The organism is Pseudomonas sp. Irchel 3F3, assembly GCF_900187545.1.
In the GTDB taxonomy this organism is placed as follows: Bacteria; Pseudomonadota; Gammaproteobacteria; order Pseudomonadales; family Pseudomonadaceae; genus Aquipseudomonas; species Aquipseudomonas fortuita.
Map to the genome: position 1 here is coordinate 347,831 of NZ_FYDS01000002.1, position 14,652 is coordinate 362,482.

Genomic DNA, 14,652 nt, shown 5'->3' on the forward strand with positions numbered 1-14,652 from the left:
ACAAAGAGACCCTGACCATGGCACTGACCCGCGAACAGATGGCGCAACGCGTCGCACGTGAACTGAAGGACGGCTACTACGTCAACCTGGGCATTGGCATTCCTACCCTGGTAGCGAACTACGTACCCGCCGATATGGATGTGATGCTGCAATCAGAAAACGGCCTGCTCGGCATGGGCGAATTCCCGACCGAAAGCACCCTCGATGCCGACATGATCAACGCCGGCAAGCAAACCGTCACCGCCCGCCGCGGCGCCTCGATCTTCGATTCGGCACAGTCGTTCGCCATGATCCGGGGTGGCCACGTCGACCTCACCGTGCTGGGTGCCTTCGAGGTCGACGTGCAAGGCAACATCGCCTCGTGGATGATCCCCGGCAAGCTGGTGAAGGGCATGGGCGGTGCAATGGACCTGGTGGCTGGCGCCGAGAACATCATCGTCACCATGACCCATGCCTCCAAGGACGGTGAGTCCAAACTGCTGCCACACTGCAGCCTGCCGCTGACCGGCGCCGGCTGCATCCGCAAGGTGCTGACCGACCTGGCCTACCTGGAAATCGAAGACGGCGCCTTCATCCTGCGCGAAACCGCGCCGGGGGTAAGCGTTGAAGAGATCATCGCGAAAACCGCCGGCAAGTTGATCGTGCCGGATGACGTGAAGGAAATGACCTTCTGATTCAACGGGCTTCATACATTCCCCTGTAGGAGCAGCCTTGGGCTGCGAAGGGGCCAGTGCAGGCATTCATATAATGTTTGTCTGTACTGGCCGCTTCGCAGCACAAGGCTGCTCCTACAGGGGTTTTGTGTTTTGGCTGATTTATCCGATAAAACCAATAAAAGGAATTCAACTGTGGCCGCTGAAATCCAAGACAGCCGTTCTGCGCGCTTTGCCTTGCGCTGCTCCAACTGGGCCGAACGCTGGTTCCCCGATTCCTGGGTGTTCGCCGCCCTGGCGGTGCTGCTGGTGTGTATCGGTGCTCTGGCCATGGGCGCCAAACCGACCGACACTGCCAAGGCCTTTGGTGACGGTTTCTGGAGCCTGATCCCGTTTACCATGCAGATGGCCTTCGTGGTCATTGGCGGTTATGTCGTGGCCAGCTCGCCTCCGGCCGCGCGGCTGATTGATCGCCTGGCGCGTATCCCCGGCAATGGTCGCTCGGCAGTGTGCTGGGTAGCCCTGATTTCGATGCTGGCCTCCTTGCTCAACTGGGGCCTGTCGCTGGTGTTCGGGGGCCTGCTGGTACGCGCCCTGGCGCGGCGCACCGAACTCAAGATGGACTACCGCGCCGCTGGCGCGGCCGCCTACCTGGGCCTGGGTGCAGTGTGGGCGCTGGGCTTGTCATCGTCGGCGGCGCAACTGCAGGCCAACCCGGCCAGCCTGCCACCGTCCATCCTGTCGATTACCGGGGTAATCCCGTTCACTGAAACCATCTTCCTCTGGCAGTCCGGCGTGATGCTGTTGGCGTTGGTGCTGGTCTCGCTGGTAATCGCCTATGCCACGGCCCCTGGCCCGAACAGCGCGCGCAGTGCCGAAGACTGCGGCGTCGACCCCAGCTTCACAGCGCCACCTGCACCGCAGCGCACGCGCCCGGGTGAGTGGCTGGAGCACAGCCCGATCCTGATCTTGCTGCTGGTGGCCCTGGCCGCTGGTTGGCTCTACCAGGAGTTCGCCACCAAGCCGGCGATTACCGCGATCTCCGGGCTGAACACCTACAACCTGTTGTTCATCATGCTCGGCGCCTTGCTGCACTGGCGCCCACGCAGCTTTCTGGACGCTGTGGCGCGCGCCGTACCGACCACCACGGGTGTGCTGATCCAGTTCCCGTTGTACGGGTCCATCGCTGCCATTCTCACCCAGGTGAAGGGCGTCGATGAACAGACGCTGGCCCACCATATTTCGCTGTTTTTCACCCAGATTGCCACCCACGACACCTATGCCGTGCTGATGGGAGTGTACTCGGCCGTTTTGGGCTTCTTCATCCCTTCGGGCGGTGGCAAGTGGATCATCGAAGCACCGTACGTGATGCTGGTGGCCAACGACCTGCAGTACCACCTGGGCTGGGCGGTGCAGATCTATAACGCTGCCGAAGCCTTGCCGAACCTGATCAACCCGTTCTACATGCTGCCGCTGCTGGGCGTACTGGGGCTCAAGGCGCGTGACCTGATCGGCTTCTCGTTCGTGCAGTTGCTGGTGCATGTGCCGTTGGTGCTGGTGTTGCTGTGGGCGCTGGGTACGACGCTGCAATACGTACCGCCTGTGATGCCATGAAGGCAGGGCCGCTGTGCGGCCCATCGCCGGCAAGCCAGCTCCCACAGGCCCGGCTGACGCTGTATGTGTGGAACCTGGCTTGCCCGCGATGGGCTGCAAAGCAGCCCCAGCATTTCGCCGGCAGTCCACGTATCATGGTCAGGCTGACTCAGCCTGGGAAATCCGCGTCACATGTCTATCCGATTGAAACTGCTGCGTAAGAAACTGGGAATGACCCTGGAAATGCTGGCCGAAAAGACCGGCATGACCAAAAGCTATCTGTCCAAGGTCGAGCGCGGCCTGAATACACCCTCGATTGCTGCCGCGCTAAAGCTGGCCCGGGCGTTGAACGTGAATGTCGAAGAGTTGTTCGCCGAAGAGCAGGCTGGCCCGAGCCGCTACAGCCTGGTGCGCCACGGCGAACGCCAGGCCCTGGTAGGCGACGGGCAAGGGCCTGGCTATGCAGCCCTGACCAGCCAGGTCGGGCAGCGCAGCCTGTTGCCGTTCCTGATCCAGCCGCCGTCCGAGTTCAGCGACCCCACGTTCAAGGAACACCAAGGCGAGGAATTCCTGTTCGTGCACGCCGGCCAGGTGGAGGTGGATTTCATGAACGAACGGGTGCTGCTGGAGCAGGGTGATGCCTTGCATTTCAACGCCCAGACACCGCATCGACTGCGCTCGGTAGGTGCCCAGCCGGCGCAATTGCTGGTCGTGGTTCACCACGCAGACGAATAAAACCACGGGGCAGGGCACGCCCTACCTGTGTTCTCATCCGTGAAACGCAGCCGCCATCGCATCAGCCCGCCTTTGCATCTTTTGCATGTCGGTATTTTGACGAATACCGCCATCGCCCATTGAATTTTATTATGGTGTCGGATCATTGACGTAGTGTCATTGTGCCCATAAGCTCAAGTCAACAGCGAAACAACTCCCGCCATACTGTGCAAATAACTAATTGATTTTCCTCATTTCAGGAGGGGCGTATGCGCACGACTCTGATTATCAAATCGATGTTCTTGCTGGTGTTGCTGAGTGGCGCTGCGCGTGCGGCAGATTCGTATGTAAACCAAAACAGTATCATTCCTGTTTCAACCGCCGGCTGGTTGTTGGCCTTCGCTGTTGTCGGCTTTGTACTGGTCGCCAACAGAAGAAAAATCTGAGCCTGACCCGCTCCCTGTCAAAGCGAGCGCAGGTTGTTGCAAGCCGGGGGCTGGCTTGTGAATTTCCCAACCGTTGCTATATTCCCAGTAGCCCTTCAAAGGCCTTGGTTGCAGGGCACTGCAGCCCACATGTACGGCGTCAAGGTTGGGGCCTCCAGGAAGGTCGAGGCCATCGCGGTGGGTTCAAGCCGCGAAGCGGAGCGAGAGTTGGTGTGCTGTTCTCATTCAGTGCTCTTTTTCGGGCCATTTGGCCGGAGGGACCCTCATGATGCGTTCATTGATTGCCGCATTCTGCGTGCTGGCCGTGTGGTCCAGTGCTGGCAACGCCGATCAGAGTGGTACGGCTTACCTGCTCAGCCCTGGTGATGTGGTAATGGTTTCGGTGTGGCAGGAAGACAGCCTGCGTCAAGAAGCCACCGTACTCCCCGATGGCAGCATCACCTTCCCCTTGGCCGGGCGCATCAATGTTGCCGGCCTGGATGTAACGGCAGTTGAAAAGCAAGTGGCTGCCAAACTCGACAAATTCCTCCCCGACCCAAACGTCAGCGTTGTCGTCAAGAGCATCGCCGGCAACCTGGTCTATGTACAAGGCAAAGTGATCAAGCCGGGCCCCGTGCAAATGGCGGGCCCTACCGCAGTGCTTCAGGCGCTGAGCATGTCGGGCGGGCTGGACAAGTTTGCTGACGAAAGCGATATCAAGGTGGTCCGCGGTACTGGCGCTTCCCAAAAGATCCTGCCCGTGCGATATAAGGACCTGGTGTCTGGGCGGGACATGTCCACCAACATCCAACTTCAGGCTGGCGACACGCTGGTCGTTCCTTGATCTTGCCTTTAATAAGAACACTTAATGCCTCTTCTCAGAACAACAAGCATTGCAACGGCAATCATTGTCTTGCCGTTTACGGACGTGGTACTGGCGGCAAATTGGCAGTCTACGGTGGTGGTACCGACATCCGTTGAATATGACAGCAACCCTTTGTTGCTGACATCGGGGGAAAAGGGTGTAACGCGCACGATCATCGCGCCGGATTACACCCTGATCGGTACCTTCGATCAGGATGAACTGAGGTTGGGGCTGGGCATGCATGTATTGCGCTCGTCCGACACGGATGTGGTAGATGACCGTGAGGACCCCGATATCAGCCTGGGCTGGCAGCGCACCACCGAGCGTGGGCGTTTCGGGCTGGTGGCACGTTACAACGAAAGCTCGACGCTGTCGGGGACGGTGCTGGATACCGGGGTCATCACCACTGACGGTACGCAAAAGCTCTACACCCTGACCGGCAACTGGAGCCAGGCGGTGACCGAGCGTAGCACCCTGAGCAACGAAACCACGTACAACCGTGCCCGTTATGACATCAGCTCGCTGACGGGCTACGACGAACTGGCAAACGTATTCACCTGGACCTACGCCTGGAGCGAACGGGCCGATGTGTATTCCCGTTTCGGTGCCCGCCGCTATGAGCCCGAGCAGGACCTTACCGCGACCGCCTCCAACAGCTACACCCCGGCAGTCGGTATCAAGTACCAGCTTGCCGAAGGCCTGAGTGCCGATGCCCACATTGGCGTCAACCAGGTGTCTGGCGACGGCGGCGGCCGACGCGGGGAGGGTGGGGTGGCATTGCTGTACACCGGCACGCGCGCCGACGCCAGCCTGACCGCCGAGCGCAGCACGGTGGCCAGTGCCGAAGGCGGTTTCGCCGAGCTGGACCAGGTGCGTGGCGTGTGGAGTTATGCCGTTACCGAACTGGCGCGGGTGGGCGCTGACGCGGCCTGGCAAGACAGCAAAGGGCAGAGCCCTAACACACTGCAGACTTACAGCGTTTGGGCCAGCCGCCAGTTTTCACCGTACTGGGACTTGCGCCTGTCGCTCATGTACAAGGAACGGCAACAGGACCGAGCGCCCGATGCAACCGCGACGATCGTTGGTTTGACGTTGACGTACAGGTACCCCGACATCTGAACTTCAGGCAGGTGGCCCAATGAAGTCTGACTACGAACTCTCCATCAGAGATTACATCGTCATTATCAAGGACAGGGCCCTGGTGTTAGGGGTGAGTGCCGTAGTCATACTTGCCGCGACCGTGGCTGTCGCGTTAATGGTGCCGCCGATTTACCAGTCGACCGGCACCATTCTCGTGGAATCGCAACAGATTTCCCCTGAGCTGGTATCGACCAACACCACCAGCTTTGCCGATGAGCGCATCGAGGTGATTCGCCAGCGGGTGATGACGCGCGAGAACCTGCTGCGCATCATCGACAAGTACAACCTGTTCGCCGACAAGCGCTTGAGCGAGTCCGACAAGATCGACCAGATGCGCAATGCCATCGTGGTCGAAACCCTCACCACGTTCGTGCGCGGGCGGGGCGAGGCGACGGTTGCGTTCAATGTGTCCTTCGAACACAAGCAGGCGCAAGTCGCCAAGGAAGTGGCCGACGAACTGGTCACGCTGTTCCTCAACGAAAACCTCAAGCAGCGCACCGAGCGGGCCAACGAAACCACCGAGTTTCTTACCCAGGAGGCTAACAAGCTGGGCGCGGAACTGGCCAGCCTGGAAAACCAGCTGGCCGACTTCAAGCAGGCCCACGCCAATGCCTTGCCAGAGCACCAGACCCTGCGCATGAACATGCTCTCGCGTTCGGAGCTGGAGTTCCGCGAAGTTGACCGTGACTACAAGGCTGCCCAGGAAGAACTGCGCTACCTGGAGCTGGAACTGTCTGCGGCCAATGCTGGCCTTGCTACCAAGGTTACCGAGGGCAGCAAGCCAGCCAGTGCTGACCAGGCTCAGGACCTGCCGAGCCTTAAAGCCGAGTACGCCCGGTTGCTGACCCGCTACAAGGATGCCCACCCGGATGTGGTGGCGATCAAGCGCAAGATCCAGGCGTTGGAAGCCAGTGGTGGGCGTACGGCCACGACGTCCACGGTCAGCCTCGACGTGGCGCGCGTCCGGGCCAAGATGAGCGCGGCCCAGGAACGTATCAGCTCGCTGGCCGATCAGAAGCGCGAGCTGACTCGAAAGATGGAAGGCTACGAGGCCGAGATCCTCGAGGCGCCGCAAGTCGAGCGTGGCTTGGTGACGTTGATGCGTGACCACGATAACGCGCGCAAGAAATACGAAGAAATCCGCGCCAAGGAAATGGGCGCTAAAATTACCGAAAGCCTGGAGCAGGAGAACAAGGCCGAGCGCTTTGTACTGCTGGAGCCACCGCTGATGCCTGAAAAACCGATCAAGCCTAACCGCAAGAAGATCGCGGCGCTGGGCCTGGTGCTGGCACCGGCAGGCGGTGGTGCCTTGGTGATGCTGCTGGAAATGCTCAACCAGCGCGTGCGCGGCGTCGGTGCGCTGGAAAACTTGCTGGGCAAACGGGTACTGGTGGCAGTGCCCTACATCGATACCAGAGCGGACGTGGCCAGGCGCAAACGCTGGCGGAACTGGCTGATCCTGGCGGCACTGGCGTTGGTAGCTATCATGGTAGTGCTGGTGCACGTCTTCTACATGCCACTGGATGTGCTGTTGTTCAAGGTCATATCTCGGTTTGCATAGGGAAAGCAGTGATGGACAGGACCAAGCCGGCTGTTGGCAACAATATTCACCAGGTTACCCCGGGTACCCCTCAGGCTTTATCACCTCCCCCCGGCACGGCTCTGGCGGAGGTGCCTGGGCAGTTCGACTATGTGAATACCAAAGTCGTGCCGCTGCGGGCTGACCACCTTGAGCGCCACCGCATCGTGGCGTACAACAAGAACTCCAACATGAACGGGCCCATCGACCTGCTGCGCACGCAGGTGCTCAGGGCCATGGAGGAGAATGGCTGGCGGACCCTGGCCATCACCTCGCCAACGCCTGAGGCCGGCAAGACCGTGCTGGCGATCAACCTGGCCATGAGTATCGCTCACCACACCACCAAAACTGCCTTGCTGGTGGATTTCGACCTGCGCCGGCCCAAGGTCGGCAGCTGTCTGGGCCTGCCCATGGAGCAGGCGCTGAACGAGTTCCTGACGGACAAGGCCGAGCTGCAGGAGTGCCTGGTCAACCCGACTTTGCCACGCTTCGTGGTGCTGCCGACGCGGGTGCCGGTGCCGATGTCGACCGAGATGCTGTCGTCGCCCAAGGTGAACAACCTGATCAGCGATTTGCGCAACCGCTACGAGTCGCGCATCTGCATTTTCGATTTGCCGCCGTTGCTCAGCTCTGACGATGCGATCACCGTGATACCCAAGTTTGATTGTGTGCTGCTGGTGGTGGCCAACGGGATGAACAACAAGAAGGAAATCGAGGACTGCCTGCATCACCTGGCCACGGTGAACCTGATCGGGACGGTACTGAACAAGGCTGACGAGCAGCCGCGAACCTATTATTAAGGTTCGAAATTTTGGGGCTGCTTTGCAGCCCCCATAGATCTCAGCCCTGATGCAGGCTCCAGGGATACTGCAACTCCCACTGCCACGCATGCCGCACAATCTGCTCCAGCGAAGCAAACTCCGGCCGCCAGCCCAGCACTTGCAGCGCCTTGCTTGCATCCGCCACCAGCCGTGGCGGGTCGCCGGCACGGCGCGGCGCGTCAAGGGCATTGATGTGCCGCCCGGTCACCGCCCGGGCTGTATCGATCACCTGCTGCACCGAAAAGCCCAGGCCATTGCCCAGGTTGAAAGCAGTGCGCTCGCCACCCGCCAGTAAATAGTCCACCGCCAACGCATGCGCCGATGCCAGATCGGCCACATGCACGTAGTCGCGGATACAGGTGCCATCCGGGGTATCGTAATCCCGGCCAAATACCGTTACCGCCTCACGCCGGCCAGAGGCGGCCTGCAGGATCAGCGGGATCAGGTGGGTTTCCGGCTCGTGGCGTTCACCCAGCTGGCCATCCGGGTCGGCACCGGCGGCATTGAAGTAACGCAGGCATACCGACTTCAAGCCATACGCCCGGTCGAAGTCCTCGAGAATCTGCTCGACCATCCATTTGCTCAGCCCGTAGGGGTTGATCGGCCCTTTGACGTGCGCTTCATCAATCGGCACGTACTGCGGGTTGCCGTAAACGGCGGCACTGGAAGAAAACACCAGATGCCTGATACCCGCATTCACCATGGCCTGCAGCAAGGCCAGGGTGGCTGCAACGTTGTTCTGGTAGTACTTGCCGGGTGCGCTGACCGACTCGCCCACCTGGATGAACGAGGCGAAGTGGAACACGGCGTCGAAATGACAAACGCCGAACAGCACGTCCAGGGCCGCTTCGTCGGCGATATCGAGCTTGGCCCACTGGATGCCGGGGCCAGGCCAAACCAGGTCCGCCACCACTACCTCATGGCCGGCACCGAGCAGGTGCTTGACCATGTGCGAGCCAATGTAGCCCGCGCCACCCACTACCAGAAATTTCATCCGCACCTCCTGGAATCTGCTGTTTACAGACGCAGTGAACCGTCCCTGAAACGTGCAGGTGGGATGATCAGCTACAGGTGACCTGAGCGTAGATGGCCCTATGCCCTATTTCAAGAACAGCCAGTTGGACATGTAGTTGCTGTCGAAGGTAATGCTGTAATGCCCATCCTTGTACGCCACCGGCAGTGTCTTCAGCTGCGCCTGTGCATCGCGGGCGAACAGTTTGAGGCCGGCAGGTGCCTTGATGATCACGCTGCCTTCAAGCGGTTCGACGTTGAACGGCGTCTTGTCATCGGCCTTGGGCATGGCACGTGTCCCCAGTGACAGCAGCAGCTCACGCGACTGGCCCAAGGGCTTGCCGTCCAGGCTCTGTACCGCGACGCTGGCGTAAGGCGTTTTTGTCTGTAGCTGAACGGCCCCCAGGCTGATCGAGCGGCCACCCAGCCAGCCGGTGGCGGCCTGGGTCAGTGGCGTATCGATGGTGTAGATGCCTTGTTGCCAGTTGCGCTTGAGCTCGCCGGTGTCGGTGACCGATTCAGTGGCATCGGCGGCCAGTAGCGATTGCCCCGGGTCCTGAAGCACTTGCGCGCCAGAGGGGATGGCGGCAGGTTTCAGCCACGGCAGTTCTGGTGTTGGCGGCAGGGCAATCTGCAGTTGGCCCTTTTCCATGGCTGTGCGCAACAGTACCGAACTGCGCGGGGTGATCTCCTGGTTGTAGAGGGTGGCGGGCGTTGGTGCGAATACGTAGCGGGTAGTTGCCGGCTTGACGTCCGCACGGCGGTAGAGCAGGGCGGCAGCGGGCAGGGTGGCGATCATCGCCGGGTCGTTGTACGCGTGCCAGTTGTCCGCCGTGCGCCAGCCCGGGTTGAACCCTTGCTGGCTGTACGCGTACTGCATCATGGCGTCCCAGCCTTGATGGCTGGCGGTGCCGGCTACATACAGCGGCAAAGAATGGCGGTCGGGCAGCGGGAACGGTTCGGCGTTCCACTCGGTGACCGTTAGCGGTTTGCCGACCACCTGGGCGGCGGCGATCCAGTCGATCATGCCGTCGCTGGTCAACGGGTTCTTCTCCAGCTGGCCAATGGCGCCGTAGCTGTGGGCATCGACGACATCGCCTGCGGTCAGCGCCGGCAGTGCACTCAGGCCATTGCCGCCCCAGGTGCTGGTGGTGGCGATCGGCACTTTCACGCCCAGGCCGCGCAGGTGGGCGATCATGTCGGCGTTGAAGCGCTGCTCCAGGTCGTTCAGGAACAGCTTCGACGGGCCGTGCTCCCAGGCGCGCCAGGTAAGGTCGGCGGGAAGGTCATGCTGCCTGGCGAACGCTTTGGCTGCGGCCATGTAGCGTTCGCTGTGGCGCGGTACATCCTTGTTCGGCATCAGTGCGTTACCGTAGTGCTGGGTGAGATCGTTTTCGTTGGTGATCAGCACGGCGGCGATGGCGGGGTCGTCTTTGTAAGCCAGGCCGGTGTATTCATTCACATGGGTCAGGTACTGCTCGGCGAACCGCTTCATCGCTTTCTGGATACTGTCGTTCACGTAGGCGTAACCCTTCAGGTCGACGCGACCTTCCTTCTCGGGCAGCTCACCGAAGTCATCAATGTTGTCGTTGGCGGTAAACGCACGTTGCACGTGCATGTCCAGCCAGATGTAGATGCCTTCGTCCTTGAGTGCCTTGATCCACAGGTCGAGCTTGCGCAGCGACTCGGCGCTAAGTTGCTGGGTATCGCGCACCAGGGTGCCGTCGCCAAATACGTTCGGGCTCACCCACGGCGAATCGTGGTGGTGCAGGCGCACCAGGTTGAAGCCCAATGCCGACAGGCGCTTGGCCTGTTGGCGAATTTCGTCGTCGGGGCTCTTGAACAGCGAGTAGGCAGACAGGTTGGTACCCCAGAAGCGCACCGGGGTGTTGTCTTCAAACATCAACTGTTCGCCGACTGCCTTGACGAAGCCGCGCTTGCCGGCGGGCTTTTCTGCCGCATTGAGGAACGACAGGTCCACTGGCGAGGTGCGCCAGTCCAGCTGGTCATCGGGCCAGGTGGCGGGGTCGGCCAGGCCGAAACGCTCGGTGGGCGTAGGACCCAGTTCGATGTCGCCGGTAACGTTGAGCACCGCCTTGAGCTGCTGGCGGCCGGCGCTTATCGGGTCTTTGTAGAGAAACGCACGCAGCTCGGACGGGTTGCCGCGCTCGAAAAAGACCTTGGCCAGTGGCGGATCGAAGCGCATCTCGACACGCCGGCCCTGGTCGGCCTTGCCCCACGACCAGCCGCGGTTGTCGGGCAGCAGTTGCGGGGCGCCCATGTCGCCCGCAATCTGCGCCGGGTCGAACTGGAACACCATGCCGCCGCCCATCACCCCGGCCTGGCGGCTGTGGGCGTTGAGGTCGAATGCCCAGCTCAGGGTTTGTGCCTGTTCCTTGCGGATATCCGCCTTCAGGTCAAAGTCCAGCTCCTTGTTCTTGCCCAACAGTGTGTACTGGTAGGGGCCATTGACCTTGAAGTCGGTGTAAAAGCCGGTCCAGCTCCAGTTGGCCGCCCAGAAGTCGAACTTGGCTTTCATCACCGGGCCGCCGCCGCGTGTCACGGTAGGCAAGCCATTTTGCTCATCGACACTGACCTGCCAGTCTGACCCCCAGCCGGTCAACGGCAGCAGGGCCAGGCCGGAAATGGCCGTAAGGCGCACGAAATGACGCAGGGTGAGCACGTTCATTGACATTACCTGGGTTGTAGGTCGGGTTCGGCCAGTTCCATGACCGGGCTGCTGTTCAGCCGGCGGACCATCTGGATGTAGGCCACGCCCAGCCCTGCGATTGACCAGTACACCACCGGGATGAAGGTGATGCTGCTGACGGTGAAGATGATCACCAGAATGCCGATCAGCGTTGCCAGCAGCACCCGCCCCAGCTGTCGTCGTTCGTCATCCTTGTCGGGAAAACTGAGCATGGCCCTGCGGATGCCCCTCAACACCACGGCAAAGAAGGCGACGAACAGACCGAGCCCGACCAGCCCGACCCGCAGCGCCAGGTTGATGTAGGTGTTGACGATGTCGATGATGCCTTCGCCCTGGATCATCGACTGCATTTCCGGGGTGTTGCGGAAGTCGAACGAGCCGAACAGCGGGTTGCGCTGGATGACGATCCAGGAGTTGTCCATCAGCCGCTCGCGGTAAGTGATGTTCTCTTTTTCGATGTTGCCGATGTAAGGCAGCAGGTCCAGCACCTTGTCGCCGCCCGGCACGACGGTCAGCAAGGGCAGCGCCAGCATGCCAGCCGCGCCGAGCAGCGCCAGGCGCCTGACCGCGCCTTTGCCCATGGCAATGAACACCACCACGATGACCACGACCCCGATCCACGGCCCACGTGACAACGGCGCGAACAGCCCGGCGGCCAGCAGCAGGGCGCCCATGGCCTTGTGCAGCGGGCGTTGCACATAACCCTGCACGAACAGGAACAGGCCGATGGCCACGCTCATCACATAACCCAGGGCAATCGCCTGGCCGGTGGTGACGCTGGCCCGCAGCGCGCCGCCGCGGCTGAGGTAACCGGACATGCTCCATGGCACGCCCATGGCGTCGATCAGGGCGCTGTACAGCAGCCAGTGGCGCACATATTCGGCCACGGCGATCAGCGCCATGACGAAAGCGGTTAGCACGAAGGCCAACAGGGTGTCCTTGAAGTCGCTGATCTGGCGCAGCCCACGGCTGGCCACGTAATACGGCAGGAATACGTCGACGTACAGGTACAGCGCCTGGCGCAGGGTGTCGGTGAGGGTGGTTTCGCGAAGGTACAGCACGCTCATCAACACCAGGCCGGCGGCCAGCAGCCTGTCGGCCCAGGTGCGGCCGAACCGCAACGTGTCAGCTTGCCGCCGCAGTTGCAGCGCGGCCGGCAGCAGCACGCAGAGGGTGAGCAGGCGGATATGGTTCAGGTCAACCAGATAGTTGACCACGCCGAACCCGGGCACCTGCACCGATGCCGGCGGAATCAGGAACAGCAGCATGTAGAACAGCGCCATGGGGTTGTGCTCACGGCGCCCGGCGAGCAACAGGATGACCGCGCCCGCCCCCAGATACAGCCAGAAGCTGTGCGAGACAAAGGCCAGCACCGTCAGCACAAACCAAAGATTGCGCCTGCGCTTGTAATCGCTGAGCGCAATGAGGTCGGTGGCAGGCCGCCGCGCCATCAGGAAGACCACGCTCGCCAAAAACAGGATGACGATCAACGCACGAAAATGTTCAGGCATCGGCTATGTACACCTTTCCCTTGGTGGGCAACGGCTAGCATCGTGGCTAATTGAAACTATAGTGACTTTTAGCCAATCAGTCAGAGATTGAAGTCATGCCGTCGATTGATGTGTCAGCCGCTGCGAGCCTGCGCAACCGGGCCCTGAGGGCCGGGTCGTGGAACCTGGTCTCGCAGGTGGCTTCTCAGGTGATGCGCCTGGGCGGCAATCTGATCATGGCCCGCTTGCTGCTGCCGGAAATGTTCGGGGTGATGGTCATCGCCACCACCGTTTCGGTACTCCTGCATCTGCTTTCCGATGTCGGCCTGCGCCAGAACATCATCCAGAGTCACCGTGGTGACGATCCGGATTTTCTCAACACCGCCTGGACCGTGCAGATCATTCGCGGCTTCCTGTTGTTTGCCCTGACCCTGCTGCTGGCCCTGGGCGCCTGGTTGGCCCAACTGGCGGAACTGTGGCCGGCGGACTCTACCTACGCCGCCCCGGTACTGCCGATGGTGCTGGCGGTAACCGGGCTGTCGGCGGCCATCTGGGGTTTCCAGTCCACCAAGATAGATGTGGCTGTAAGAACTTTCCAACAGAAGCGCGTGGTGCTGGTCGACCTGGCCTCGCAGGTGGCCGGCCTGGTGGTGATGCTGGTGCTGGGCTTGCTGACCCATTCGATCTGGGCACTGGTGATCTCCGGCCTGGTGTCGGCCGTAGCCTGGACCGTGCTGGGGCATACCGCCCTGGAGGGGCCGAACAATCACCTGCGCTGGGACCGTACGGCGCTGACTGAGTTGATCGTGTTTGGCCGCTGGATCCTGTTGTCGTCGATGGTCGGCGTGCTGGCCATGTACGGCGACCGCATCTGGTTTGGCGCCAGCATGTCGGCGGCGCAACTGGGGGTGTATTCGATTGCCGTGCTGATCCTTGGCGCGGTGCAGACCGCGCTGATGAAAATTGTCGGGGCGGTGGCGCTGCCCGCTTTCAGTGAAGCAGCCCGGGCCGACGACAAGGAACGCCTGACAGCGCTTTATCACCGCTTTCGCCTGCTGGTCGACCTGCTGGTGCTGTTCATCTGTGGTGGTTTCCTGACCGCCAGCCCGCTGCTGATTGGCTGGATGTACGACGATCGCTACCGTGAAGCTGGCCCTATGCTGGCAATTCTTTCGCTGTCGTTCATCGTAATGCGCTATACATTGGCTCATCAGGTGTGGATTGCCCTTGGCCTGACCAAGTACCAGGCCATGGACAACATCATCCGCCTGGTCTCGCTGTGGGGGCTGCTACCGCTATTGCTGGCGATTGGTGGTGTGGAGTGGGCGATCTGGGGGGTTGCCCTGCATGCCGTGCCGACACTGGTGCTGGTCGTGTATGTGAACTGCAAACTGGGTATGTTCAGCCTCAAGCGTGAGCTGGTGGTGCTGCCGATGCTGCTGGTCGGGGCGCTGTGCGGAGCGTTGTTGACGGCCTTTTTCAACTGGCTTTGAAGCAGCGTGCTGGGTGGAACTTTCATGGGTACAGGTCACGGGATCATGGGGAAGCTCACTTTTTGTACTGCGCAGTTGGGCCGTAGAGGCTTTCTCCAGAGTTGTGTCTTGCTCGGTGTGGGTGGCGCGGTGTTTGGCGTCTCGGCGTCCGTTGCAGG

General features: G+C 61.2%; 12 protein-coding genes. 9 read left to right on the forward strand and 3 right to left on the reverse strand.

Features of this window, described 5'->3' with window-relative positions; translation table 11 throughout:
- Positions 1-17: 17 nt before the first annotated feature.
- The 8 genes from CKW35_RS05025 (at position 18) to CKW35_RS05055 (ending at position 7,769) form a co-directional block, all read left to right on the forward strand.
- Positions 18-674, forward strand: coding sequence for a CoA transferase subunit B (locus CKW35_RS05025; RefSeq protein WP_016487269.1), 657 nt, complete (start codon positions 18-20; stop codon positions 672-674).
- Positions 675-848: 174 nt separating this feature from the next.
- A complete protein-coding gene (locus tag CKW35_RS05030; protein WP_016487268.1) occupies positions 849-2,267 on the forward strand; it encodes a short-chain fatty acid transporter in 1,419 nt (472 codons plus the stop codon).
- Between the two features lie 171 nt (positions 2,268-2,438).
- A complete protein-coding gene (locus tag CKW35_RS05035; protein ID WP_016487267.1) occupies positions 2,439-2,981 on the forward strand; it encodes a helix-turn-helix domain-containing protein in 543 nt (180 codons plus the stop codon).
- 248 nt (positions 2,982-3,229) lie between these two features.
- The gene (gene eppA / locus CKW35_RS28325) at positions 3,230-3,406 is read left to right on the forward strand and encodes an EPS-associated small membrane protein EppA (RefSeq protein WP_016487266.1); all 177 of its coding nucleotides are present in this window, start codon (positions 3,230-3,232) and stop codon (positions 3,404-3,406) included.
- Positions 3,407-3,671: 265 nt separating this feature from the next.
- A complete protein-coding gene (locus CKW35_RS05040) occupies positions 3,672-4,229 on the forward strand; it encodes a polysaccharide biosynthesis/export family protein (RefSeq protein ID WP_016487265.1) in 558 nt (185 codons plus the stop codon).
- Positions 4,230-4,253: 24 nt separating this feature from the next.
- Positions 4,254-5,369 carry a hypothetical protein gene (locus CKW35_RS05045; protein ID WP_016487264.1) on the forward strand — a complete coding sequence of 372 codons (1,116 nt, stop codon included), beginning with the start codon at positions 4,254-4,256 and terminating at the stop codon, positions 5,367-5,369.
- A gap of 19 nt (positions 5,370-5,388) precedes the next feature.
- The gene (locus CKW35_RS05050) at positions 5,389-6,951 is read left to right on the forward strand and encodes a Wzz/FepE/Etk N-terminal domain-containing protein (RefSeq protein ID WP_095115335.1); all 1,563 of its coding nucleotides are present in this window, start codon (positions 5,389-5,391) and stop codon (positions 6,949-6,951) included.
- 11 nt (positions 6,952-6,962) lie between these two features.
- Positions 6,963-7,769, forward strand: coding sequence for a CpsD/CapB family tyrosine-protein kinase (locus tag CKW35_RS05055; protein WP_016487262.1), 807 nt, complete (start codon positions 6,963-6,965; stop codon positions 7,767-7,769).
- A gap of 40 nt (positions 7,770-7,809) precedes the next feature.
- Here the strand turns inward: CKW35_RS05055 and galE are convergent, their stop codons facing one another.
- The 3 genes from galE to CKW35_RS05070 all read right to left on the reverse strand — a co-directional run bounded on the left by galE (position 7,810) and on the right by CKW35_RS05070 (position 13,022).
- Positions 7,810-8,784: a UDP-glucose 4-epimerase GalE gene (gene galE / locus CKW35_RS05060; protein WP_016487261.1), complete on the reverse strand. Its 975-nt coding sequence runs from the start codon at positions 8,782-8,784 to the stop codon at positions 7,810-7,812.
- A 105-nt stretch (positions 8,785-8,889) separates the two neighbouring features.
- Entirely contained in the window at positions 8,890-11,490 is a 2,601-nt protein-coding gene (locus tag CKW35_RS05065) for a cellulase family glycosylhydrolase (protein WP_095115337.1), read from the reverse strand.
- Positions 11,491-11,495: 5 nt separating this feature from the next.
- Positions 11,496-13,022: an O-antigen ligase gene (locus CKW35_RS05070; protein WP_016487259.1), complete on the reverse strand. Its 1,527-nt coding sequence runs from the start codon at positions 13,020-13,022 to the stop codon at positions 11,496-11,498.
- Between the two features lie 95 nt (positions 13,023-13,117).
- Between CKW35_RS05070 and CKW35_RS05075 the strand changes: the two genes are divergently transcribed.
- A complete protein-coding gene (locus CKW35_RS05075; RefSeq protein WP_016487258.1) occupies positions 13,118-14,494 on the forward strand; it encodes an oligosaccharide flippase family protein in 1,377 nt (458 codons plus the stop codon).
- Positions 14,495-14,652: the final 158 nt, after the last annotated feature.